Origin of the sequence: Pseudomonas sp. BP6, from assembly GCF_017875935.1 — a bacterium.
Classification (GTDB): domain Bacteria; phylum Pseudomonadota; class Gammaproteobacteria; order Pseudomonadales; family Pseudomonadaceae; genus Aquipseudomonas; species Aquipseudomonas putida_Y.
On the sequence record NZ_JAGINI010000001.1, the window covers coordinates 2,945,491 to 2,967,877 of the forward strand.

Sequence of the window (22,387 nt, forward strand, 5' to 3'; positions counted from 1 at the left end):
ATCGCGGCACGCGGCCGCTGACCATCTGATGCCAATGCAGGTTTAACCGCGATGACGCCGATAAAAAAGGCGCCCCAAGCGGAGCGCCAGAAAATCCACCCAGACCAAAGGAGCAACGAGGTTGCCAAAGTGGAATCACAGAATCGACAACGGGTACTCCACGATCAGCCGCACTTCGTCCAGGTCCGACTCGAACGCCGTGGCCCGGGTGGTGGCCTGGCGCACCCGCAACGACAGGTCCTTGGCCGCGCCAGTCTGCACCACATATTTGACCTCGATGTCACGTTCCCAGCGTTTCTGGTCGGTCAGCGGGTTGCCCGCGACGTCGCGGCGCATGTAAGTGGCGTTGGCATTGGAGTAATCGGCGTCGGTACCCTTGCCGTAACGTGTCATGAACGACAGCCCAGGTACGCCGTAGGTGGCCATGTTCAGGTCATAGCGCAGCATCCATGAACGCTCCTTGGGCGCGTTGAAGTCGCTGTACTGGATGGAGTTGTCGAGGAAGATCGAGTCGGATTGGCGCAGGTAGTCGAAGTCGTCGTCGCCGTTGTTGCGCTGGTGAGTCAGGGCCAGGGTGTGAGCACCAAAGCGCACACCCAGCTTGGCGCTCCAGATATCGTTGTCAAAGGCGCCCAGGCGCTGCTGCCCTTCATCAACAGCCTTGTAATAGTTGAAACCACCAATCAGGGCCAGCTCCTCGCTCAGCGGCCAGCTCAGGCTGGTGCCGACGTAGTACTGGTTCCACACATCCTTGAGCCGGCTACTGAACAGGCTGACGCTGACATGCTCATCGAGCGTGTAGTCACCGCCGCCATAGGCGATCCACGGCGAATCGACCGGGCCGCCATAAAACGTCACGAAGTTCTCCCGCAGGTCGCTGGACATCGGCTGGCTCATGGCATGCAGACGCCCGGCTTGCAGGGCAAGGTCCTTGATGCTGTTGTTCTCCAGGGTCACCCCACGGAAGCTTTCCGGCAGCAGCCGCGAGTCGCCAGCAGCCACCACCGGGTTGGCCGGGAACACATCGCCCACCTTCAGTACCGTGTCGAACAGTCGCACCTTGGCCGCGCCCCCCACCTTGGTGTACTCGTCACGTGCCTGGCCGTCGCGGTCGACCGGCAATACGTCGAAGGAACTGCGCCCGCCGTTGCGGCCGCCGCCAGTGTCGAGCTTAAGGCCAAGCATGGCAAACGCATCCAGGCCAACACCCACAGCCCCCTGGGTGAAGCCCGACTCAAATCGGGTAATCACGGCGTGCCCCCAGGCTTCGGAGTAGCCGCTGTCAGGCTGTTTGCCCGGGTTGTGTGTCGGGGCCGCAGAATCGCGGTTATCGCGGTTGAAATAGAAGTTGCGGTTAAGCACGCTGAGGGTACTGCCCTCCATGAAGCCGTCCGCGCTTTTTTCTGCAGCAACAACCTGGCTGCCAACGCTGGCCAGCGCCAGGCAAGCAGCCAGTGTCAGGGGTGATCTACACGTCATCCGATGCTCCTTGAACGTCGCATTTGTTGTTATGTCGGCGGGCCGAGATTGACGGCCGGCAGATAACGCCAAGGTGATCGGCGCATTACAATTGCGTCATCGGCAACGCAGCGCTTTGAGTGAAGTACTGCAACATTCTGCAGATATTTCCGACGTCAGGCAGTGAACCTGCTGACAAAAAAACGGTCTTTCGCTGACGGTCAACTCACCGACCGGTTCATCGGCCCAGTCACCGGGCCTACTTTTTGTCCTGTTCCAGCGAATTCAGCGAAGACCCAACATGCCCGATTCCCGCCCAAATGCTTCCGCCCTCCCTGCCCTGCGCATCGGCCTGATTGCCGCCGTGGTGGGTATTGCCGCCCCCGTGCACGCCGAAGAGCCTGCCAGCGACGCACGCTGGGTCAGCGACAGCCTGAGCACCTATGTGCGCAGCGGCCCGACCGACGGGCACCGCATTGTCGGCACGCTCAAGTCCGGTCAGAAGCTGACCTTGCTCGGCAGCCAGGGCAATTACAGCCGGGTGCGTGGGCAGAACGGAGATGTGGTGTGGATCCTCAGCAACGACCTGCAGACGGTACCCGGGCAGAACGAGCGCCTGCCATTGCTCGATGCCCAGGTCGCCGAACTGACCGGGCAGTTGAAGACCATCGACGACAACTGGAAGAACCGTGTGCAGGGCATGCAGGAAACACTTGATTCGCGCAAGCAGCTGATTGACGAGCTGGAGGCACGCAACAAGGCACTGAACGAGCAGCTCGATCAGAGCCAATCGGACCTGCGCGATACCCAGGCCCGCCTGGGGGATGAGAACAAGCAGGTGATGATGCGCTACATGGTGTATGGCGGCAGCATTGCCGGTGCAGGCTTGCTGGCGGGGCTGATCCTGCCGGCACTGACCCGTGGGCGCAAGAAGAACGATCGCTGGTTCTGAGTTCGGCAAGGCGCTGGAGCTGGAACGTGCAGGCCTGGCCACAGGCCTTGCTATAGCGGAATAGTGGAGTCGCCTCTACAACAACCGTTCCAGCGCCTCCAGCACATACCCCGTGGCCCGCTCCACCTGCCCCTCCCGACAAGCAATCCCCAACTGCCGCCACAACCCGGGCCGCAGCGGTCGGCGGGCAATGCGCCGGTCCAACTCGGTCGCCTCCCCCTCCTGCGGCAACAATGTCGCCCCATAGCCGGCGCCAACCAGACTCTTGATCGCATCGTTGTAGTTCAGCTCGATGCGCGGTTCGGGGTACAACCCCGCCGCTGCAAACCACTCGCCGGTAACCCGCGACAGCTGGGTGGTGCTGTCGTTGAGAATCAACGCCCGTTGCGCCAGCCACGCCGGGGTGATCCTGGCCGGCGGCTGCCAGTCGGCCGGCACATACGCCAGGATCGGGTCGCGCCGCCAGGGGGTGACCGTCAGCCCTTTGCCGGCCACCTGCGGCAAGGCCACAAGGCCGATGTCCAGTGTGCCCTCACGCAAGCGCGTGAGCGACGCCTGGGAGGTCAGCACCTGTACCTGGACGTCGATCCCCGGGTGCTCCACACGCAGGCGCGCCAATGCCTGCGGCAGCAAATGGGCGATGGCACCGGTGGAAGCGCCCAGGCGCACACGCCCGGTCAACCCTTCGACCTGCCGGCGTACTTCGTCCAGCGCCAAGTCAGCGTCCGCCAGTAGGCGTCGGGCACGCCCCAGCAGTGTTTCACCGATGACGGTAGGCCGCACCTGGCCGCGGGTGCGGGTGAGCAACGGGGCGCCGATACGCGCCTCCAACTCGGCCACGTGCAAGCTGATGGTGGGCGGCGCCAGGTTAAGCTGGCGGGCAGCCTCGGCAAAGGAGCCCAGGTCGCTGATGACCACCAGTGTGCGGAGGCGGTCGAGGCTGATTTCGCGCATTGTCAGAGCCGGCCCTTTCGCGGGCCACCCAAAGGGTCACCACGCATTTCAAAAAGTCATTCAGAAAACCTGAATATATCGATCATCATATTCAAATTTTCATTACCAAAGCTACGGGCGAGCATAGGCCATCTTTCTCAAACCGGACCCCGACCATGCACACCCCTGTTGTTTTCATCGACGGCGACCAAGGCACCACAGGCCTGCAGATCCATGCCCGCCTGAAGGGCCGTACCGACCTTCGCCTGCTGACCCTCCCCGAGGCAGAGCGCAAGGACCCGCAACGCCGCTGCGAAGCGATCAACAGCGCCGATATCGCCCTGCTGTGCCTGCCCGACGATGCCGCCCGCGAGGCCGTAGCCGCAATCCACAACCCGCAAGTACGGGTGATCGACGCCAGCTCAGCGCACCGCACCACACCAGGCTGGGTGTATGGCCTTCCGGAGCTGGACGAACAGCAAGCCGAGCGTATCGCGCAAAGCAAGCGTATCAGCAACCCCGGCTGCTATCCCACCGGTGCCATCGCGCTGCTGCACCCGCTGGTCAAGGCCGGTTTGCTGCCTGCGGACTACCCGCTGAGCATCCACGCCGTCTCTGGTTACTCCGGCGGTGGTCGCGCGGCAGTTGAGCGGCATGAACAGCCCGGCGCCGCCAAAGCCTCTGCGCTACAGCTGTATGGCCTGGAGCTGGCGCACAAGCACGTACCGGAGATCCAGCAGCATGCGGGGTTGTCGGCGCGGCCGATGTTCATGCCCGGCTATGGCGCCTACCGCCAAGGCATCGTACTGAGCATTCCCCTGCAACTTCGCCTGCTGCCTGGACACATCAGCGCCGAGCAACTGCAAGCCTGCCTGGAACAGCATTACCAGGGTGCCCGCCATGTCCAGATGATGCCCCTGCATCAGTGCGGCGCTGCGGCAAACCTCGATCCCGAGGCATTGAATGACAGCAATGACCTGCGCCTGGCGCTGTACGCCAACCCCGAGCATGGCCAGGTACTGCTCACCGCAGTGTTCGACAACCTGGGCAAAGGTGCCTCTGGTGCTGCCGTGCAAAACCTCGACCTGATGCTCGGTGCCTTACAGACACACGGCTGATACGGCAAAACCGGTTAGACTGTACAACCCGCGCCAACACAGCGCGGGTTGTATTCTCATCCGCCGGAGCCCCCCAGATGTTCATCCTGAGCCGCCTCGACAGCGTGCCGCCCGAATCTTTCCAGAACCAGATCCGCGAGCTGGTCATTCACAATGTCGGCGAATTGAGCAGTGTCGCCATCGCCGTCGACAACCCGCTGTACCCGCTGTACCAGTACGGCGTCGGCATGGAAGTACACCAGTACCTGCAAGCGCTGGATGGCACCCGCGGTCTGGGCGTGGCGCTCACCCTGGCGCTGGATGCCGAAGCACCGGACCAGATGCTGGGCTTTGCCCTTTCGCTGCCAGCCCAGGACGATGGGCAGGCCTGTGCATTGGCCTTTCTGGCCGTTTCCACCAACCATCGCCGCCAGGGCATCGCCCGTGCTCTGCTGGGCGACCTGCAGTCACGCCATGCCTGCGTGGAGCTGAACGCCTTTGCCAACCAAGTGCCGTGGTTCGAGGCGATGGGCATGCAAGTAGTGGCCGCCAATGGACCGCAAGTGCTGATGAGCAGTACCGGCCAGCCCAGTGGTGCGCTGATCGGGCGCCTGGACATTGCGCCGATCTATCAGACGGCTGAAGTGCTGCAGATTCACACCTATCTGCTTAACCAGCAGGGTGAGGATGCGATGATCGAAGCGGAGCAGATGCGCGATGAGCGGCTGGATGAACTGGCCGCTCAAGCCCGGGAATGTGTGCGCCAGCGCAAAACCGTGCATTGATCCAAGGGCCTGTTCGCGGGCTTGCCCGCTCCCACAGGAATACCGTAAGGCCCAAGGCCGGTGATGTACCTGTGGGAGCGGGCGAGCCCGCGAAGAAGCCCCATTGGCCTTTCAGCCATGCACCCAGCGTCGATGCAGCCCACGCGCCAGGGCATCCAGCACAAACCCCAGCACGCCAATCAGCAGCACCATCGCCATCAGTTCGGAATACGCCAGCCGGTCACGGGTATCAAGAATGAAATACCCAAGCCCCGCACTCACCCCAAGCATTTCGCACGGCACCAGCACAATCCACAGAATACCGATGGCCAGGCGCACCCCCGTCAGCACGTGACCGATCACCCCCGGCACAATCACCTTGCACAAGGTTTCCCAGCGCGTGGCACTCAAGCTGCGGCTCAGTTGCAGCCAGCGCGGGTCCAGTTGACGCACCCCTGCCGCCGTATTCAGCAAGATCGGCCACAACGCGGCAAACGCCAGCAGGAAGTAGATCGGCTGGTCACCCACGCCCATCAGCATCACTACCACAGGCATCCACGACAATGGCGATATCATGCGCAGAAACTGGAATGCTGGCGTGGTCGCCGCTTCCAGGTGCCGGTAGCTGCCTACCAGCAAGCCCAACGGGACACCCATCAGCAGCGCCAGCAGCAGCCCAACCAAGATGCGCTTGAGGCTGACCCAGATATGCCCATAGACCTCGCCCTGCCCCAGCAGCTCGACCAGGCTGGCCAGGGTTGCCGCCGGCGAAAAGCGCGCCGACAGGCCGTCGGCCTGGCCAAACACTGCAACACCGGCCCACCATAGCAGCAACAAGGCCAGCAACCCGACCAGCCCAAGGCCGGCATGTACGACATGCTTGCGCATCAGACCGCAAACTCCTCGCTACGCTCGAAGTTGTCGGCAATGCCGAATACCGACGGGCCACCCACTGTCGCGATGGCATTACGCACGAAGCGATCGTCGACCAGGTCGCGGGCGGCATACGCCGGATCCAGCCCGGCAAGGAACGCATTGTCGCCTTCGATCAGGGTGGTTTTCAGGCGCTTGACCAGCTCTTCGGTGTAACTCGGGAACGGGTATGGCTGAAAGTCGATGCGCTTTTCGTCCCACTGCTGATGGCGAATGGCGCCACTGGCAATGTAGCCAGCACGGTCTTCGGCGGCTGGCGCCAGGACCTTGGTCAGCACCGCAGGCTCGTGCGGGGTGTATTTGTTGGGGCCCGCCCTGGACAGCAGTGCGGCGGCTTCGGTGCGATGGTCACGGGTCCATTGCTGGGCCTTGACGATGGCGTTGACCACTTTCTGCGACCACGCCGGGCGGTTATTCAGGTCATGCTCGTGCATGAACACCACGCAGCACGCATGGCTGCGCCAAACATCGCCGGTAAAGCGCTGCACGCGGCCTACCTTGAGGTTCTCGGCCAGTGCGTTGAACGGCTCGGCAACGATGTAGCCGGCAATGCGCTTGCTGGCCAAGGCGGGTGGCATGTCGGACGGTGGCAGCACCAGCAGGTTGACTTCGTTGGCGGCCAGTTGCGCATTGGCCGGCTTCGACACAGGTGTCAGGCCGTTATCGTTGAGCATCTGTTGCAGTACCACATTGTGGATCGAGTACCAGAACGGAATGGCCACTGTCTTACCACCGAGCTGTTTCACGTCGGATATATCCGGCGCTACAGTCAGGCCCGAACCGCCCACATGGTTCCAGGCCACCACCTTGGCTGGCACCTTGCTGCCATAGCGCGCCCATACCGTCATCGGCGAAAGCAGGTGTATGACATTGACCTGGCCGGAGATGAACGCCTCGATCACCTGCGCCCAGCTGCGCAGCAGCACCGGGCGCTCGGCCTTGATTCCTTCGGCCTCGAACAGGCCGTTGTTATGTGCCACCAGCAGCGGCGTGGCGTCAGTGATCGGCAGGTAGCCGATGCGCACCGGCGCGTCCGGCTCGACAGCAGCACGCGCCTGCAAGCTCGACAGCAACGGCAATGCACCGGCAGCTGTGAGCATGGCGCCGAGCTTGAGAAAATCACGACGTGAAGAAGAGGAACAGCAGTCATCCATGCACATGGACAGCCTCCGAGGGCAACGGGGTTGGGGCAGGTTCGACTGTGCGGCTTGCCCGCCGAAGGGTTTTGAGGATTTCGATACGCAAAGCGCCCAGTTCTTCGACCCGCTGCGTCCGTGGTTGAGGCAGGTCGATGTGCCACTGGCCGAGGATGTGCGCTGGGTGGTTGCCCAGTAGCAGAACCCGGTCAGACAGCAGCAACGCTTCGTCGATATCGTGGGTAATCAGCACCGCCGCAGTGTTGTGGGTGGCGATCAGTTGCAGCAGCAGTTGCTGCATGTCGGCACGGGTTACCTCATCCAGCGCACCGAAGGGTTCATCCAGCAGCAAGACTTCGGGCTGGCGTGCCAGGCAACGGGCCAGTGCGGTGCGCTGGGCCATGCCGCCAGACAACTGCGCCGGGTACTGGCCACGGGCGTGGGCCAGGCCCACAGCGGCAATTGCGTGGTCGATGCGTGCACGTCGTTCGGCGTCAGCCAGCCTGGGCTGACGGGCGAAGTCCAGGCCGAAGGCGACATTTTTCTCCAGGCTCAGCCATGGCAGCAGGCTTGGGTCCTGAAAGGCCACCGCCAGACGCGGGTGCGGCCCCTGCAGCGGCTGGCCGTGCAAGCTCACGCTGCCGCCGCCAGCCTGCTGCAGCCCTGCCAGCACCCGCAGCAGGCTTGACTTGCCCACACCGCTGGGGCCAAGAATGCTCACGACTTCACCCGGCGCAAGCTGCAGGTCGAACTGCGCCAGTACCTGCTGCCAACCACCCTCACGCGGGTAGCCCAGGCTGATGTCGCGGGCCTCCAGCAACACTGCGCTCATGCAACGCCCGCCTGGCGTTGCAGTTCGGCGCGCAGCTGCACCAGGCTGGGCGTGACGATCGGAACGAAGGCCGACTCGCGCCAGCGGCGAGCAAAACCTTCGCCATATTCGCTGAGGTAAGCCTTGCCGCCACTGGCCTGCAATTCCAGTTGTACCGCGTCGGCAGCACTTTCAGCCAAGATGATGCGCAGCTTGAACAAGGCCGCCGGCTGCTGCTGGAAGCGACCTTCGAGCAAGCCCTGCTTGAGCTCGCTGACGGTGTTTTCCAGGCGTTCGCTGAGCACCTGACGGGCTTCGTCGAGGAACGAGGCTCGGCCATGCAGGTGCGCCTGAACCTCTTCCAGCGCCCGTCGCGCCAGGCCAATGGCCATGCCACATTGCAGCGCCAGGAATGCCGGGCGTACCCGTGGCAGGAATTCGCGCGCATTTTCATGCAGCAGCCAGTCGCGCGCCAGCGGCACCTGGTGAAACGCCAGTGCTGCCGTGTTGCTCGACTGCAGGCCCATCAGTTGTAGATCATCAGAGCGCTCCAGGCCTGGAGCGTCGGAAGGAATGGCCAGCACAAACGGCGCGCCGCCGGCTTCATCCTCGATGGCCGCCGCCACCACGAAGCCGCTTTTGCGCAAGTTGGTCACCCAGTGCAGTCGCCCTTCCAGGTGCCAGCCATCGGCTGCCGAGCGGCCACGCACCTGCAGCGCTTCGATACCGGACAGGAACTTCATGGCGTTGGACAGCCCGGTGGCACCGGCCAATTCACCGGTCAACAGACGTGGCAGCAGGCGCTCACGCAGCGGCTGGTTGGGGCTGTGCAGCAGGTATTCGATGAAGGCACGCTGGCCCCAGCAGACGAAAGCCGCAGCCAACGAGCGGCTGGCAATGGCGGCGATGGCCTCGACCGCGTCGGTCACCTGGCCGCCCGTACCGCCCAACGCTGGATCGACCCCCGTGCGCAGCAACTGCGATTCTGCGATCTGGGCCAGCACCTGCTGCGGTTCGCACAGGCCCCGATCGATGGCCTCGGCATTGGCATCCAGCCAGTGTCGAAATGCACAATCTTGCATGGTCTTGCTCCTTAGGGAACGCCGGGGCCGCTGTGCGGCCCGTTCGCGGCACAAGGCCGCTCCTACAGCGGCCATGTAATGGCCATTATCACAGGTGGCCTACGCAGAAGGCTGCCAGCGGTATTTGCCAAGCTCTTCGTTGAGTGGCGTCTGGGCGAAAACATTAGCAAAGTTGCACAGGGTTGCGAGACTTACACCCAGAATCACCTCCAAGGCGTTGCCTTCACTGAAGCCGGCGTCACGGAAGGCCTGGTAGGTGGCTTCGCTGACATTGCCGCGGGTGGCGATCACTTCCCGGGCAAAGGCGGCCAGGGTTTCGTAGCGGGCGTTCGGGAGTTCGCCACGGGCACGCAGGGCATCGACCACTTCCTGCGGCAGCTTGGCCTTGTTCAGTGCTACGGCAGTATGGCCGGCTACGCAAAAGTCGCAGCCATGCTGGGTGGCAGCGATGAGTTGCACCACTTCACGCTCGGCCAGGCCAAGCTCAGACTTGCCATTGAGTGCCGAGACGGTCACGTAAGTTTCCAGCGCCGCCGGGGCATTGGCCAGCACGCCGAGCAGGTTGGGGATGAAGCCGGAATTATTCTGCGCGTTCTCAAGGTACGGACGTGCCGCTTCCGGGGCGCTCTGCAGCGTGTGTAAAGTAATGCGCGAGGACATGCAGTGATCTCCTTTGATGAGTGTCACTACAGTCTGTTGGTTATAAGAACTACCCTCCATATTCGTCAGTCGCCTTTCCTTGCTCCTGAGTCTTTGCATTAGATGATTTCGTCCAGCCCGCTTGTCGATTGGTTATTAGAAGGCCTGGAGCTCGATGCCAGCCTGTTTCATGTAGGCCGCTATTGCGGCGGCTGGCATGCCAGTACCCAGGGCATGGGCCGCGCCAGCTTCCACCTGGTGGTGCAAGGCCATTGCTGGCTGCACATTGACGGCCAGCCCCAGGCCGTGCGCTTGGAGAAAGGTGATGCCGTGTTCCTGCTGCGCGACCTGGCCTATCGCTTGTCCAGCGACCATGACCCGGTCGACGCGTGTGCGCAACCGCGTCAGGCCATGCAGGCACTGGACAATGCGGCTGGCGACGGAGTCGGGCTGGTCTGCGGGTTCTTTCATTTCCACTCGGGCCTGTCGTCGCTGATCGTCGAGGGCCTGGCCGAGTGGATCCTGCTGCGTGCCGAAGACCCCGCAGGCTGCGCAGCGCGGGCGCTGTTCGGGTTGATTCTGGAGGAGTGCCGACGCGCGCCCGGGCCGTCGCAGGCGCTGCTCGAGCGGCTGACGCATTTGCTGTTTCTGTATGTGCTGCGCCAGCAGGTGCACGCCGGCCAATCGCTGGGCGGGCTGGTCACCCTCGCCCGCCAGCCGCTATTTGCCGGGCTGCTGGAGCAATTGATCGAGCAACCGGGGCGACCCTGGACCATGGAGAACATGGCCGCTTGCACCGGATTGTCACGCTCGGCATTTTTCAAGCGCTTCAGCGAACTGGCCGGGCAATCGCCGGGGCAAGTGCTGCTGGCGCTGCGCATGCGCCATGCCAGCCAGTTGCTGCAGGCGGGGCATACCGTTGAGCAGGTAGGCGCGCAGGTAGGGTATCAGTCGGTGGCCGCATTCACCCGGGCGTTTGCCAAGGCAGTGGGGGTACAACCGGGGGCGTATCGCAGGCAGCATGGCGGGCGCGGGAATACCTGATCCAGCAAAGCACGGAAATCGACCAAACGGCCATAGTCGGGGCTGCTTTGCAGCCCCCCGTTGCAACTGTCAGTCGTTGACGCTGATAACCCGCGCACCGTTAACCGCCTTGCCGCGCGTCGCCAGGCAGTAATACAGCGGCACCGTCACCAGCAAGCCGAATAGCCACGACAGGTCGGCCCCTTCCACAATATTGGAGTACGGCCCCACATACAGCGACGTGTTGGCAAAGGGCAACTGCACCAGGATGCCGCAGGCATAGGCAATGATCGCGTGGTGGTTGAAGCGGCCATAGATGCCGCCGTCTGCACTGAAGATCGAGGCGATGTCGTACTGGCCCTTCTTGATCAGGTAGAAGTCGATCAGGTTGATCGAAGCCCACGGCACCAGCACCAGCAGCAACGCCAGGATCAGGCCGATGAACTGGCCGATGAAGTCCGCCGAGGCATTCAGTGCAACCATCCCGCAGCCCACCAGAATGACCGAGGCCAGGATCACCCGTACCTTGACGCTCGGCGTCCACTCGGCCACGAAGGTCTGGATTGCGGTCACGATCGACAGCACCGCGCCATACAGGTTGAGGGCGTTATGGCTAATGATGTTGAGCAGGAACAGCACCATCAGGATCGGGCCCAGCCAGCCGGTAGCCTGCTTCACCGCGTCCATTGCGTCAGTGCCTTGCGGGACACACAACACGGCCACTGCACCAAAGCTGAAGCACAGGATGGTACCCAGGGTCGCGCCCAGGTAGGTCGCCCAGAACGGTTTGGCAATGCCCACTTCACGCGGCAGATAACGCGAATAGTCTGACGTATATGGCGAGAAGCTGATCTGCCAGATGGTGCCCAGCGACACGGTGGCGATAAAGCCCGACAGGTTGAACGCGCCGCGGCTGAAGAAGTCTGCCGGCAGGTCCTGGATGAACATCATGATGAAACCGGCCAGCAAAGCCGAACCCATCACCCAGGTGCCGATGCGGTTGAGAATATGGATGAAACGATAGCCGATTACGCCGATGGCAGTAGCGCTCAGGGCGCCTATCACGATCGCGCCGGGCATCGGCACGCTCGGGGCGATGCCGTGGATGGTCTTGCCTGCCAGGACAATGTTGGAAATAAAGAAGCCGACATAGATCAGCGCGGTGAAGAACACGATCAGCAAGGCGCCGTAACGGCCGAACTGGCCACGGCTTTGCACCATTTGTGGAATGCCCAACTGCGGCCCCTGCGCAGAGGCCAGGGCGATGACCACGCCCCCGACCAGATGGCCCAGGACGATGGCTATCAACCCCCACAACAGGTTCAGGTGGAACACCTGGACCACCATGGCACCGGTGACGATGGGCAGTGGTGCAATGTTGGTACTGAACCAGAGGGTGAACAGGTCGCGCGCCTTCCCATGGCGCTCGGCAGGTGGAACGTAATCGACCGTGTGATTCTCGACAAACTGGTGTTGCGACGACGGTTGGGACATGGTTTTCAGCTCGAAAGGTCGTTTTTATCTTTGTAAGGAAACCGCATCTAGGCGGCCTCTCAGCTGCGGACCATATTATGGTATTCCAAACTTTTGACAACACTGATCCGCAGTAAAAAAAGCCCGCTGATCCGCTTGCGCAACCCTGGCGGCAAACCACCTGATCGCTCAAGGCCACGGTATACGTGGCCTTGAGCCGTTCATCGTGGAAAAGCCAGGTTGAAAATTCCGCTTGCAAAATAGGTATTACGGTATACCATCAGACACATCAACGATAAAAACCGCGGACCACCGCAGCCCTTCAGAGGTATTCCCGATGATCGACGCAACTGTCTACAAGAACGTTCTGGGCTCCTTCCCGTCCGGCGTTACCGTCATCACCGCCCAGGACGACGACGGCTCGGTCGTCGGCCTGACCGCCAGCGCCTTCTCCTCCCTGTCGATGGACCCGCCACTGGTGCTGTTCTGCCCCAACTACACCTCCGACTCCTACCCGGTACTGATCAAACAGAAGCGCTTTGCCATTCATCTGCTCTCGGGTGAGCAACAGACAGAAGCCTACGCGTTCGCCAAGAAGGGCAAGGACAAGGCCAGCGGTATCGAGTGGAGCCTGAGCGAACTGGGCAACCCGATCCTGGCCGGCGCAACCGCGGTGATCGAATGTGAACTGTGGCGTGAATACGAAGGTGGCGACCACGCCATCATGGTCGGCAAGGTGCACAACCTGATCGTCCCGGCAGAAGCACCACGGCCCATGGTGTACTGCCGCGGCAAAATGGCCAGCCTGCCGGCCTTTGCCTGAAGCCTGCAATTCGACGCAGACCCCTGTGGGAGCGGGCTTGCCCGCGAACACCGGCGAAGCCGGTGCCACCCACCGCGTGTTCTGTTTCGCGGGCAAGCCCGCCCCCACACTGAAGCCCGCTTTACTGACGGGTAACAACAAGCGTTGAGGAAAAACCCATGAAATTTTCGTTGTTCGTGCACATGGAACGTTGGGATGAACAGGTCAGCCACCGCCAGCTGTTCGAAGACCTGACCGAACTGACCCTGATGGCCGAGAACGGCGGTTTCAGCACCGTGTGGATCGGCGAACACCACGCCATGGAATACACCATTTCGCCAAGCCCGATGCCACTGCTGGCCTACCTGGCCGCACGCACCGAGAAGATCCGCCTGGGCGCCGGCACCATCATCGCGCCGTTCTGGAACCCGATCCGCGTTGCGGGCGAATGCGCGCTACTCGACGTGATCAGTAACGGTCGTATGGAAGTGGGCCTGGCCCGCGGCGCCTATCAGTTCGAATTCGACCGCATGGCCAATGGCATGCCCGCCACCGATGGAGGCAAGGCGCTGCGCGAGATGGTGCCCGTCGTGCGAAAGCTGTGGGAAGGCGACTACGCCCACGATGGCGAAGTCTACAAGTTCCCTACCTCTACCAGCGTGCCGAAGCCGTTCAACGCCACGCCGCCAATGTGGATCGCCGCACGCGATCCGGACTCGCACAACTTTGCCGTGGCCAACGGCTGCAACGTCATGGTCACCCCGCTGATGAAGGGGGACGAAGAAGTGCTGGACCTGAAGAACAAGTTCCAGGCCGCCCTGGACAACAATCCGGACGTGCCGCGCCCACAACTGATGGTGCTGCGCCACACTCACGTGCACAGCCCGTCCGAACCGGAAGGCTGGAAAGTCGGCGCCCAGGCCATCTCGCGCTTCTACCGCACATTCGATGCCTGGTTCGGCAACAAGACCACCCCGGTAAACGGCTTCCTCGAGCCAAGCCCGGAGTCGAAATTTGCCGAAGTGCCGGCGTTCCAGCTGGAGAACATCCGCAAGAACACCATGATCGGCACCCCGGAAGAAATCATCGCACGCATCAAGTACTACCAGGAACTGGGCGTCGACGAGTTCAGCTTCTGGTGCGACAACAGCCTGCCCCACGCCGAGAAGAAAAAGTCGCTGGAGCTGTTCATCAAGGAAGTGGTGCCGGCGTTCGCCTGAATTCCCATTGCCTGAAACATTGCGGGACGCGCCCGCTCCCGTGGGCCCCTTCGGCCTGCGTGAGCGGGCTTTTTTTTGAAACCTGTGCAGTCCCTGTGGGAGCGGGCAAGCCCGCGAAGAGACCAGTACAGACAACAGAGAAATCAAGGCATCAGGCCACCTTTCGTCCCCCGACAAGAGAAATTTCCTGACACCTCTTGCACAACAAATATTATGGTATACCATCAGACAACAAGAGCTGATAACCCTCACCAGGAGCCAACCATGAGTTTCGAAATCCGCAAGATCGTCACCTACTCCGAAGAGACCCGCATCGAAGGCGGCAAGGCCACCGACAAGCCGGTGACCATGGTCGGCCTGGCCGTCGTGATCAAGAATCCATGGGCCGGTCGCGGTTTCGTTGAAGATCTGAAGCCGGAAATTCGCACCAACTGCTCGGAGCTGGGTGCCCTGATGGTCGAGCGCCTGACTGCTGCCATCGGCGGTGCCGACAAGATCGAAGCCTACGGCAAGGCCGCCGTCGTCGGCGCCGATGGCGAAATCGAGCACGCCTCGGCCGTGATCCACACCCTGCGCTTCGGCAACCACTACCGCGAGGCAGTGCAGGCCAAGAGCTACCTGAGCTTCACCAACAAGCGCGGCGGTCCAGGCACTTCGATTCAGATCCCGATGATGCAGAAGGACGACGAAGGCCTGCGTTCGCACTACATCACCCTGGAAATGCAGATCGAAGACGCACCGCGTGCCGATGAAATCGTCGTGGTCCTGGGCGCAGCCGACGGCGGCCGCCTGCACCCGCGCATCGGCAACCGTTACATCGACCTGGAAGAACTGGCTGCCGAAAAAGCCAACGCTCAATAACAATAACCAAGACGGGCCGGGGCGTGGCGTGCTTACCCGCCGCGCCCGACCTTCAAGGAGCGCCCTCCATGATTCAGCCTGTCGCTGAACGCACACCTGCCGGCACCAGCTATCTGGATGTCGGCCAGGGCCAACCCGTGGTACTGATCCACGGCGTGGGCCTGAACAAGGAAATGTGGGGCGGTCAGTTCGTTGGCCTGGCCAACGACTACCGCGTCATCGCCTACGACATGCTCGGCCACGGTCAAAGCCGCGTACCGGCTGCCGACACACCGCTGGAAGGCTATGCCGACCAGCTCGCCGAACTGCTTGACCACCTGCAAGTCGCACAAGCCACCGTAATCGGCTTCTCCATGGGTGGCCTGGTTGCCCGTGCATTCGCCCTCAATTACCCGCAGCGCCTGGCTGCACTGGTCGTGCTCAACAGTGTGTTCAACCGTACCCCCGAGCAGAGTGCCGGGGTGATCGCGCGTGCCGCCCAGGCGGCGGAGCTGGGCCCCGACGCCAACGTCGATGCTGCCCTGGACCGCTGGTTCAGCCGTGAATACAAGGCTGCCAACCCGGCGCAGGTCGCCGCCATTCGCCAGGTGCTGGCAAGCAACGACCCGCAGGGCTACCACACCACTTATTCGCTGTTCGCCACTCAGGACATGTACCGCGCCGACGACCTGGGCAGTATCCAGGTGCCGACGCTGATCGCCACCGGCGAACTCGACTCGGGCTCCACCCCGGCCATGACCCGCCAGCTCGCCGCCTGTATTCCTGGCGCACAGAGCGTGGTCCTCGCCGAGCAACGGCATATGATGCCGGTGGAAGCACCGCGTGAAGTCAACAAGATGCTGCTGGACTTCCTCACCCAAGCCCGCACCCTCACCGAATCCGCCAAGGGGATTGTTGCATGACCCTCGTTCGTTTCCAGATGTGCATCGACGGCCAATGGCGCGATGCCCAAAGCGGCAAGACCTTCGACAGCCTCAACCCGGCCACCGCCCAGGCCTGGGCGCAGCTGCCCGACGCCGATGAAGCCGATGTGGAGCTGGCCGTTCAGGCCGCCCAGCGTGCCTTCGACAGCAAGGCGTGGCGCAGCATCACCGCCACCGCGCGCGGCAAGCTGCTGCGTCGTCTGGGTGACCTGATTGCCGAGAACAAAGAGCACCTGGCCCAGCTGGAAAGCCGTGACAACGGCAAGCTGATCCGCGAAACCCGCGGCCAGGTCGGCTATCTGCCGGAGTTCTTCCACTACACTGCGGGGCTGGCCGACAAGCTCGAAGGCGGCACCCTGCCGCTGGACAAACCCGACCTGTTCGCCTACACCGTGCACGAGCCAATCGGCGTGGTTGCCGGGATCATCCCCTGGAACAGCCCGCTGTACCTCACCGCAATCAAGCTTGCCCCTGCCCTGGCTGCCGGCAACACCATCGTACTCAAACCGTCCGAGCACGCCTCGGCGACCATTCTCGAGCTGGCCCGTCTGGCCCTTGAGGCCGGCTTCCCGGCCGGGGTGGTCAACGTGGTCACAGGCTACGGCCCCAGCACCGGCGCGGCGCTGACCCGCCACCCGCTGGTGCGCAAGATCGCCTTCACCGGCGGTGCCGCCACCGCCCGCCACGTGGTGCGCAGCAGTGCCGAAAACTTCGCCAAGCTGTCGCTGGAACTGGGTGGCAAGTCGCCGAACATCATCTTCGCCGACGCCGACCTGGACAGCGCCATCAATGGCGCCGTGGCCGGCATCTATGCCGCTTCCGGGCAAAGCTGCGTGGCCGGTTCGCGCCTGCTGGTGCAGGATGAAATTTTCGACGTATTCGTCGAGCGCCTGATTGCCCGCGCCAAGCGCATCCGCATCGGCAACCCGCAGGACGACGCCAGCGAAATGGGCCCGATGGCCACCGCACAGCAGCTGGCTGTCGTCGAAGGCCTGGTGGCTGCAGCCAAGGCCGAAGGCGCCAAACTGCATATGGGCGGAAAGCGTGCCGACGTTGAAGGTGACGGCTGGTTCTACGAGCCCACCCTGTTCGAGTGTGACAGCAACGCGATGACCATCATGCAGGAAGAAGTGTTCGGCCCGGTCGCCGCGGTGATCCGCTTCAAAACCGAAGAAGAAGCCCTGGCCATAGCCAACGACTCGCAGTTCGGCCTGGCTGCCGGCATCTGGACGCGCGATCTGGGCCGTGCCCATCGCCTGGCCCGTGACGTACGTTCGGGGATCATCTGGGTCAACACCTACCGCGCCGTGTCGGCCATGGCACCGATAGGTGGTTTCAAGAACAGCGGCTACGGCCGTGAGAGCGGCATCGATTCGGTGCTGGCCTATACCGAGCTGAAGACCGTGTGGATCAACTTGTCCACCGCGCCGATGCCCGACCCGTTCGTGATGCGCTAGGAGGAACACGAGATGATCGAACCCGGCATCTACAAAGACGTGATGGGCTCCTTCCCGTCCGGCGTCACGGTAGTCACCACCCTGGACGCCGACGGCGGCATCGTCGGCATCACCGCCAGTGCGTTCAGCGCGCTGTCGATCGACCCGGCGCTGGTACTGTTCTGCCCCAACTATGCCTCCGACACCTACCCGATCCTGCGCGATAGCAAGCGGTTCGCCATTCACCTGCTGTCCGCCGACCAGACCGCCGAAGCTTATGCCTTCGCAGGCAAGGGCAAGGACAAGGCCAAGGACATCGAGTGGCACCTGAGCGAGCTGGGCAACCCCCTGCTGGCCAAGGCCACGGCGATCATCGAATGCGAGTTGTGGCGCGAGTACGACGGCGGTGACCACGCGATCATTGTCGGCGCGGTGAAGAACCTGGTGTTGCCGGCCGAGCCGGTGACCCCGATGGTCTACCACAAAGGCAAGCTGGGCGCCCTGCCGCCCCTCGGCTGATATACCTTGAAGTCGGTGTTGGCCTCTTCGCGGGCTTGCCCGCTCCCACAGATTCCGGAACCTGTGAGAGCAGGCAAGCCCGCGAAGAAGCCAACACCGATGCCCCTGTTTTCAGGGGTCGCGCTAATCGTCTCACCCTCGGTTGCGGCCCCTGTTTTTTGCCGGAGTACTGCACATGAGCAATGAAAAGTACGAAAAGGGTCTGAAAATCCGCACCCAGGTGCTGGGCGAGGACTACGTCAACCGCTCGATCCAGAACGCAGATGAGTTCACCAAACCGTTGCAAGAGCTGGTCACCGAGTATTGCTGGGGTCACGTCTGGGGCCGCGAAGGCTTGTCGCTGAAAGAGCGCAGCATGATAAACTTGGCCATGATTTCCGCGCTCAACAGGCCCCACGAGCTCAAGTTGCACATTCGCGGTGCCCTGCGCAATGGCCTGAGCCGTGAACAGATTCGCGAAATCCTGCTCCAGGTCGGCATTTATTGCGGCGTACCCGCGGCGGTGGACAGTTTCCGCCTGGCCCGTGAAGCGTTTGCCGAAGCCGATGCGGAGCCAACCCGTTAACAACGGGCTGTTCGAACCACTGCATGGAAAGCCTCGGTTCGGGGCATTCCGCGATGTTGGCGCAACAGCCTCATAAAGAGCGCACCTGATGAAACGCCAGCCACTCGACGACAGCTTCAAGGTCAACCGCAACCCCGTTACTCTGCGCGAAATCGTGCTCGACAAGCTGCGCACCGCAATCATGAACTTTCACCTGCTGCCCGGCGACCGCCTGGTAGAGCGCGACCTGTGCGACCGCCTCGGCGTCAGCCGCACTTCAGTACGTGAAGCGCTGCGTCACCTGGAGTCCGAAGGCCTGGTCGAGTTCGCTGACGCCAAAGGCCCGCGCGTGGCCATCATCACCCTGGAAGACGCGCGTGACATCTATGAGCTGCGCTGTGTGCTCGAAGGCCTGATCGTGCAACTGTTCACCCTCAACGCCAAGGCCAAGGACATCCGTGCGCTGGAGCGCGCGCTGGAAGTGAACCGCGAGGCACTGGAAGAAGGCGAGCTGCAACAGGTGCTGGATTCGGTACAAGGTTTCTACGATGTGCTGCTGGAAGGCTCGGGCAACCAGGTGGCGGCCCAGCAGTTGCGCCAGTTGCAAGCCCGCATCAGCTACCTGCGCGCCACCTCGGTATCGCAGGAAAACCGCCGCGGCGCCAGCAACCGCGAAATGGAAAAGATCGTCGAGGCCATCAAGGGCGGCGACCCGCTGGTGGCCCACCAGGCCTCGGTCGACCACGTCCGCGCCGCCGCCAAGGTGGCCCTGGACTACCTGCGCCAGAAGCAGGATGACAACGCCAAGGTGCGCGACATTGTCGAACCCCTGGCCCTGAAGGAACCCCGCATAGGTCGCTGATCATGCCCAATGCCCCGCGCTACTGCCCGCACTGCACCACGGAACTGGCCCGGGGCGTTCCCACAGGCGATACCCACGAACGCCTGCATTGCGCAGGCTGCGGCTACATCCATTACATCAACCCCAAGATCATCGCCGGCTGCATCATCGAGCGCGATGGAAAGTACCTGCTGTGCCAGCGCGCCATCCCCCCTCGCCCCGGCACCTGGACCTTGCCTGCCGGGTTCATGGAGGCTGGCGAAACCACCGAACAGGCGGCGCTGCGCGAGGTATGGGAAGAAAGCGGCGTACGTGCGGACATCGTCTCGCCGTATTCGATCTTCAGCGTGCCAAAGATCAGCGAGGTGTACATCATCTTCCGTGCCATCGTTACCGAAGAGACCGGGCAGTACGGGCCGGAGACGCTGGCGTACAAGTTCTTCGAACCGGATGAAATCCCCTGGGATGAGATCTACTACCCGGCTATCCGGCAAATTCTCGAGCGCTACATCCTCGAGCGGCAAGCCGGGGTGTATGGCATTTACATGGGCAATGATGACACCGGCAAGGTGCACTTCATGCGCTAGCCTGTCCGGCCGCTTCGCGGGTGAACCTGCACTCACTCGGATCGCGCAGTTGCAGAGGCTTGTGCAGTGGCACGGCCACTCACAAAACCCTCGCCAACGGTCTATTCTCGGTGCACCCTAGAGGCCTTGAGAAAGAGGACCGGCAAAGCACATGGCTAGATGGCTAGACGGCGGCGGGCTAATGGCCGAACGCATCCGCAACCACGACTGGGCCACCACCCCGCTGGGCCCGCTGGAACATTGGCCCGACGCCCTGAAAACCACGATGGCTCTGTGCCTTGCCTCGCGCTTTCCGCAAGCCGTGCTCTGGGGCCCGGACTTGATCACCCTGTACAACGATGCCTTCACCCCGATTCTGGGTCGCAAGCCCCTGGCCTTGGGCATCCCCTTTCGCGACGTGTGGCACGAAGCCTGGGACGAAATCCGCCATATGGCAGAACGTGCGTTGGCCGGTGAAGCGGTGTACATCGAGGACTTCCCGCTGACGATCGACCGCAACGGCGGCCTGGAGCGGGCCTATTTCACCTTCTGCTACAGCCCGATTCGCGGCCATGATGGCGAGATACTGGGCATGCTCGACACGGTCACCGAAACCACCGCCAGCGTGGTCACCAACCAGCGCCTGCACTTTCTCGATACCCTCGGGCGGGCCGTGACCGAGGCGGCCGACCCGGACCAGATCATGGCCATCACCACCCGCATGCTGGTCGAGCACCTTGGCCTGTCCAGCTGCGCCTATGCGGTGATGGACCCCGACGAGGACGGTTTCACCATTTGCGGCGATGCGGTGACACCCGGCTCACCACGCCTGGTGGGCCACTATCACCTGCATGACTTCGGCAGCCTGGCGGTCAGCCGCCTGCGCAGCGGCCTGGCCTTGGTGATCAACGACAACCTGCGCGAACTGGCCGCTGACGAGGCGGCAACTTTTCAGGCCATCGGCATTACGGCCACCATCTGCATGCCACTGATCAAGGGTGGCAGGCTGACCGCACTAATGGCTATTCACGACCGCGTACCCCGGGCATGGACCGACTACGAGCAAACACTGATCAGGGAAGTGACCGAACGATGCTGGGCGCACATACAACGGGCCCAGGCCCATACCGAAGTGCGCGAAGCGATGGCGGCCCTTGAAACGCTCAACACCACCTTGGAACATCGCGTCGAAGAACGCACCACTCAGTTGCTGCACACCGAGGCCGTGCTGCGCCAGGCCCAGAAGCTGGAAGCCATTGGCCAGCTGACCGGTGGCGTAGCCCACGACTTCAACAACCTGCTGACCATCATCCGCTCGTCGCTGCACTTTCTGCAGCGCCCCAACCTGGCCGAGGCGCGCCGCGAGCGCTACCTCAAGACCATGTCCGACACGGTCGACCGTGGTGCCAAACTGACCGGCCAGCTACTGGCCTTCGCCCGCCGGCAGGCCCTCAGCCCACAGGTGTTCGAGGCCGGGCCTCGGCTGGAGGCCATGGCCGACATGCTCGACACCGTCACTGGCGCGCGCATCCGGGTCGAGCTGCAGTTACCGCAAGCGCCCTGCCACATCCGCGCCGACCTCAGCCAGTTGGAAACCGCGGTGATCAACCTGATGCTCAACGGCCGCGATGCCATGGCGGGTGAAGGTGCCTTGCAGCTGCGTCTGCAGGCCGACCAGTGCCTGCCGGCCTTGCGCGGTCAGCCTCCACTGCCAGGCCCATTCGCGGCGATATCGGTGAGCGACAACGGGGTCGGTATTGCCAGCGAGTTGATGGAGCGCATCTTCGACCCTTTCTTCACTACCAAGGCCCCGGGTGAAGGTACCGGGCTCGGGTTGTCGCAGGTGTTCGGTTTCGCCAAGCAATCCGGGGGCGATGTACAGGTGAACAGCATCCCCGGTCAGGGCACCACCTTTACCCTGTACCTGCCGCAGGAGGACTCACCTGCGGCCTTGCCCGAAGACGCCTCGGCCGGCAGCCAGGCGCAGGTACAGGGCGAGCGGCAACGAATACTGGTGGTAGAAGACAACCCCGACCTGGGCAGCTTCACGGCTCAGTTCCTCGAGGACCACGGCTACCGGGTCAGCTATGCGCGCTCAACGGAAGAGGCGCTGGCGCAGTTGACCAGCCCCGCAGGTGATTTTGATGCGGTGTTTTCCGATGTGGTCATGCCCGGCTTGGGTGGCCTGGCGCTGGCCCGCGAACTTCGCCGCCAGCGCCCGCAGTTGCCGGTGATCCTTACTTCGGGGTACAGCGAGGCGATTGCCGAAGGTGGGCACCAAGGGTTCACCTTTCTGGCCAAACCCTACTCGGCAGAACAGGTGTGCCAGATGCTCGGGAAAGTACTCGGCCACTGATACCTTGCATCGCAATAG

22 protein-coding genes are annotated in these 22,387 nt (G+C 62.7%); 14 read left to right on the forward strand and 8 right to left on the reverse strand.

Features of this window, described 5'->3' with window-relative positions; genetic code table 11:
* Nucleotides 1-135: 135 nt before the first annotated feature.
* Entirely contained in the window at nucleotides 136-1,479 is a 1,344-nt protein-coding gene (locus J3A98_RS13490; RefSeq protein ID WP_209966733.1) for an OprD family porin, read from the reverse strand.
* Between the two features lie 280 nt (nucleotides 1,480-1,759).
* Here J3A98_RS13490 and J3A98_RS13495 point away from each other — a divergent pair, with 280 nt between their 5' ends.
* A complete protein-coding gene (locus J3A98_RS13495; RefSeq protein WP_176685731.1) occupies nucleotides 1,760-2,410 on the forward strand; it encodes a TIGR04211 family SH3 domain-containing protein in 651 nt (216 codons plus the stop codon).
* A 75-nt stretch (nucleotides 2,411-2,485) separates the two neighbouring features.
* Here J3A98_RS13495 and J3A98_RS13500 read toward each other — a convergent pair whose 3' ends face one another.
* Entirely contained in the window at nucleotides 2,486-3,364 is an 879-nt protein-coding gene (locus tag J3A98_RS13500; protein WP_176685732.1) for a LysR family transcriptional regulator, read from the reverse strand.
* A 155-nt stretch (nucleotides 3,365-3,519) separates the two neighbouring features.
* Between J3A98_RS13500 and argC the strand changes: the two genes are divergently transcribed.
* The gene (gene argC, locus J3A98_RS13505; protein WP_209966735.1) at nucleotides 3,520-4,461 is read left to right on the forward strand and encodes an N-acetyl-gamma-glutamyl-phosphate reductase; all 942 of its coding nucleotides are present in this window, start codon (nucleotides 3,520-3,522) and stop codon (nucleotides 4,459-4,461) included.
* Between the two features lie 77 nt (nucleotides 4,462-4,538).
* Entirely contained in the window at nucleotides 4,539-5,225 is a 687-nt protein-coding gene (locus J3A98_RS13510; RefSeq protein ID WP_209966738.1) for a GNAT family N-acetyltransferase, read from the forward strand.
* Nucleotides 5,226-5,336: 111 nt separating this feature from the next.
* Here the strand turns inward: J3A98_RS13510 and J3A98_RS13515 are convergent, their stop codons facing one another.
* The 5 genes from J3A98_RS13515 to J3A98_RS13535 all read right to left on the reverse strand — a co-directional run bounded on the left by J3A98_RS13515 (nucleotide 5,337) and on the right by J3A98_RS13535 (nucleotide 9,826).
* A complete protein-coding gene (locus tag J3A98_RS13515) occupies nucleotides 5,337-6,092 on the reverse strand; it encodes an ABC transporter permease (protein WP_209966740.1) in 756 nt (251 codons plus the stop codon).
* Nucleotides 6,092-7,297 carry an ABC transporter substrate-binding protein gene (locus J3A98_RS13520; RefSeq protein ID WP_209966742.1) on the reverse strand — a complete coding sequence of 402 codons (1,206 nt, stop codon included), beginning with the start codon at nucleotides 7,295-7,297 and terminating at the stop codon, nucleotides 6,092-6,094. The genes J3A98_RS13515 and J3A98_RS13520 overlap by 1 nt, the downstream gene beginning before the upstream one ends.
* Complete coding sequence (locus J3A98_RS13525) at nucleotides 7,284-8,105, reverse strand: ABC transporter ATP-binding protein (RefSeq protein WP_209966744.1); 822 nt, start codon at nucleotides 8,103-8,105, stop codon at nucleotides 7,284-7,286. The genes J3A98_RS13520 and J3A98_RS13525 overlap by 14 nt, the downstream gene beginning before the upstream one ends.
* Nucleotides 8,102-9,166, reverse strand: coding sequence for an acyl-CoA dehydrogenase family protein (locus tag J3A98_RS13530; RefSeq protein WP_176682485.1), 1,065 nt, complete (start codon nucleotides 9,164-9,166; stop codon nucleotides 8,102-8,104). Before J3A98_RS13530 ends, J3A98_RS13525 begins: the two co-directional genes overlap by 4 nt.
* 99 nt (nucleotides 9,167-9,265) lie before the next feature.
* Nucleotides 9,266-9,826, reverse strand: coding sequence for a carboxymuconolactone decarboxylase family protein (locus J3A98_RS13535; protein ID WP_209966746.1), 561 nt, complete (start codon nucleotides 9,824-9,826; stop codon nucleotides 9,266-9,268).
* A gap of 102 nt (nucleotides 9,827-9,928) precedes the next feature.
* On the opposite strand from J3A98_RS13535, the gene J3A98_RS13540 reads away from it, so the two are divergent.
* Nucleotides 9,929-10,849: an AraC family transcriptional regulator gene (locus J3A98_RS13540; protein WP_209966749.1), complete on the forward strand. Its 921-nt coding sequence runs from the start codon at nucleotides 9,929-9,931 to the stop codon at nucleotides 10,847-10,849.
* A gap of 69 nt (nucleotides 10,850-10,918) precedes the next feature.
* Here J3A98_RS13540 and J3A98_RS13545 read toward each other — a convergent pair whose 3' ends face one another.
* Entirely contained in the window at nucleotides 10,919-12,322 is a 1,404-nt protein-coding gene (locus J3A98_RS13545; RefSeq protein ID WP_209966751.1) for a cytosine permease, read from the reverse strand.
* Between the two features lie 316 nt (nucleotides 12,323-12,638).
* Here J3A98_RS13545 and J3A98_RS13550 point away from each other — a divergent pair, with 316 nt between their 5' ends.
* From J3A98_RS13550 to J3A98_RS13595, 10 genes are all read left to right on the forward strand, one after another.
* On the forward strand, nucleotides 12,639-13,124 hold the full coding sequence (locus tag J3A98_RS13550) for a flavin reductase family protein (RefSeq protein ID WP_209966754.1): 486 nt from the start codon (nucleotides 12,639-12,641) through the stop codon (nucleotides 13,122-13,124).
* 158 nt (nucleotides 13,125-13,282) lie between these two features.
* Nucleotides 13,283-14,323 (forward strand): LLM class flavin-dependent oxidoreductase, encoded by a 1,041-nt coding sequence (locus J3A98_RS13555; RefSeq protein ID WP_209966757.1) that lies wholly within the window; start codon nucleotides 13,283-13,285, stop codon nucleotides 14,321-14,323.
* Between the two features lie 264 nt (nucleotides 14,324-14,587).
* Entirely contained in the window at nucleotides 14,588-15,184 is a 597-nt protein-coding gene (locus J3A98_RS13560) for an amino acid synthesis family protein (protein ID WP_209966760.1), read from the forward strand.
* A 68-nt stretch (nucleotides 15,185-15,252) separates the two neighbouring features.
* Nucleotides 15,253-16,086, forward strand: a complete 834-nt coding sequence (locus J3A98_RS13565; RefSeq protein WP_176682480.1) for an alpha/beta fold hydrolase — start codon at nucleotides 15,253-15,255, stop codon at nucleotides 16,084-16,086.
* Entirely contained in the window at nucleotides 16,083-17,564 is a 1,482-nt protein-coding gene (locus J3A98_RS13570; protein ID WP_003256071.1) for an aldehyde dehydrogenase, read from the forward strand. Before J3A98_RS13565 ends, J3A98_RS13570 begins: the two co-directional genes overlap by 4 nt.
* 12 nt (nucleotides 17,565-17,576) lie before the next feature.
* The gene (locus tag J3A98_RS13575) at nucleotides 17,577-18,062 is read left to right on the forward strand and encodes a flavin reductase family protein (protein ID WP_209966761.1); all 486 of its coding nucleotides are present in this window, start codon (nucleotides 17,577-17,579) and stop codon (nucleotides 18,060-18,062) included.
* A gap of 175 nt (nucleotides 18,063-18,237) precedes the next feature.
* On the forward strand, nucleotides 18,238-18,627 hold the full coding sequence (locus tag J3A98_RS13580; RefSeq protein WP_003256073.1) for a carboxymuconolactone decarboxylase family protein: 390 nt from the start codon (nucleotides 18,238-18,240) through the stop codon (nucleotides 18,625-18,627).
* 88 nt (nucleotides 18,628-18,715) lie between these two features.
* The gene (locus J3A98_RS13585) at nucleotides 18,716-19,468 is read left to right on the forward strand and encodes a GntR family transcriptional regulator (protein WP_010954490.1); all 753 of its coding nucleotides are present in this window, start codon (nucleotides 18,716-18,718) and stop codon (nucleotides 19,466-19,468) included.
* A 2-nt stretch (nucleotides 19,469-19,470) separates the two neighbouring features.
* Nucleotides 19,471-20,034, forward strand: coding sequence for an NUDIX hydrolase (locus J3A98_RS13590; RefSeq protein WP_003256075.1), 564 nt, complete (start codon nucleotides 19,471-19,473; stop codon nucleotides 20,032-20,034).
* A 151-nt stretch (nucleotides 20,035-20,185) separates the two neighbouring features.
* The gene (locus tag J3A98_RS13595; protein ID WP_209966763.1) at nucleotides 20,186-22,369 is read left to right on the forward strand and encodes an ATP-binding protein; all 2,184 of its coding nucleotides are present in this window, start codon (nucleotides 20,186-20,188) and stop codon (nucleotides 22,367-22,369) included.
* Nucleotides 22,370-22,387: the final 18 nt, after the last annotated feature.

Excerpts from the sequence above, each read along its gene's own strand:
- J3A98_RS13490 (WP_209966733.1), bottom strand. The coding sequence starts at position 1,479 with ATGACGTGTAGATCACCCCTGACACTGGCTGCTTGCCTGGCGCTGGCC.
- J3A98_RS13495 (WP_176685731.1), top strand. The coding sequence starts at position 1,760 with ATGCCCGATTCCCGCCCAAATGCTTCCGCCCTCCCTGCCCTGCGCATC.
- J3A98_RS13500 (WP_176685732.1), bottom strand. The coding sequence starts at position 3,364 with ATGCGCGAAATCAGCCTCGACCGCCTCCGCACACTGGTGGTCATCAGC.
- argC (WP_209966735.1), top strand. The coding sequence starts at position 3,520 with ATGCACACCCCTGTTGTTTTCATCGACGGCGACCAAGGCACCACAGGC.
- J3A98_RS13510 (WP_209966738.1), top strand. The coding sequence starts at position 4,539 with ATGTTCATCCTGAGCCGCCTCGACAGCGTGCCGCCCGAATCTTTCCAG.
- J3A98_RS13515 (WP_209966740.1), bottom strand. The coding sequence starts at position 6,092 with ATGCGCAAGCATGTCGTACATGCCGGCCTTGGGCTGGTCGGGTTGCTG.
- J3A98_RS13520 (WP_209966742.1), bottom strand. The coding sequence starts at position 7,297 with ATGTGCATGGATGACTGCTGTTCCTCTTCTTCACGTCGTGATTTTCTC.
- J3A98_RS13525 (WP_209966744.1), bottom strand. The coding sequence starts at position 8,105 with ATGAGCGCAGTGTTGCTGGAGGCCCGCGACATCAGCCTGGGCTACCCG.
- J3A98_RS13530 (WP_176682485.1), bottom strand. The coding sequence starts at position 9,166 with ATGCAAGATTGTGCATTTCGACACTGGCTGGATGCCAATGCCGAGGCC.
- J3A98_RS13535 (WP_209966746.1), bottom strand. The coding sequence starts at position 9,826 with ATGTCCTCGCGCATTACTTTACACACGCTGCAGAGCGCCCCGGAAGCG.
- J3A98_RS13540 (WP_209966749.1), top strand. The coding sequence starts at position 9,929 with ATGATTTCGTCCAGCCCGCTTGTCGATTGGTTATTAGAAGGCCTGGAG.
- J3A98_RS13545 (WP_209966751.1), bottom strand. The coding sequence starts at position 12,322 with ATGTCCCAACCGTCGTCGCAACACCAGTTTGTCGAGAATCACACGGTC.
- J3A98_RS13550 (WP_209966754.1), top strand. The coding sequence starts at position 12,639 with ATGATCGACGCAACTGTCTACAAGAACGTTCTGGGCTCCTTCCCGTCC.
- J3A98_RS13555 (WP_209966757.1), top strand. The coding sequence starts at position 13,283 with ATGAAATTTTCGTTGTTCGTGCACATGGAACGTTGGGATGAACAGGTC.
- J3A98_RS13560 (WP_209966760.1), top strand. The coding sequence starts at position 14,588 with ATGAGTTTCGAAATCCGCAAGATCGTCACCTACTCCGAAGAGACCCGC.
- J3A98_RS13565 (WP_176682480.1), top strand. The coding sequence starts at position 15,253 with ATGATTCAGCCTGTCGCTGAACGCACACCTGCCGGCACCAGCTATCTG.
- J3A98_RS13570 (WP_003256071.1), top strand. The coding sequence starts at position 16,083 with ATGACCCTCGTTCGTTTCCAGATGTGCATCGACGGCCAATGGCGCGAT.
- J3A98_RS13575 (WP_209966761.1), top strand. The coding sequence starts at position 17,577 with ATGATCGAACCCGGCATCTACAAAGACGTGATGGGCTCCTTCCCGTCC.
- J3A98_RS13580 (WP_003256073.1), top strand. The coding sequence starts at position 18,238 with ATGAGCAATGAAAAGTACGAAAAGGGTCTGAAAATCCGCACCCAGGTG.
- J3A98_RS13585 (WP_010954490.1), top strand. The coding sequence starts at position 18,716 with ATGAAACGCCAGCCACTCGACGACAGCTTCAAGGTCAACCGCAACCCC.
- J3A98_RS13590 (WP_003256075.1), top strand. The coding sequence starts at position 19,471 with ATGCCCAATGCCCCGCGCTACTGCCCGCACTGCACCACGGAACTGGCC.
- J3A98_RS13595 (WP_209966763.1), top strand. The coding sequence starts at position 20,186 with ATGGCTAGATGGCTAGACGGCGGCGGGCTAATGGCCGAACGCATCCGC.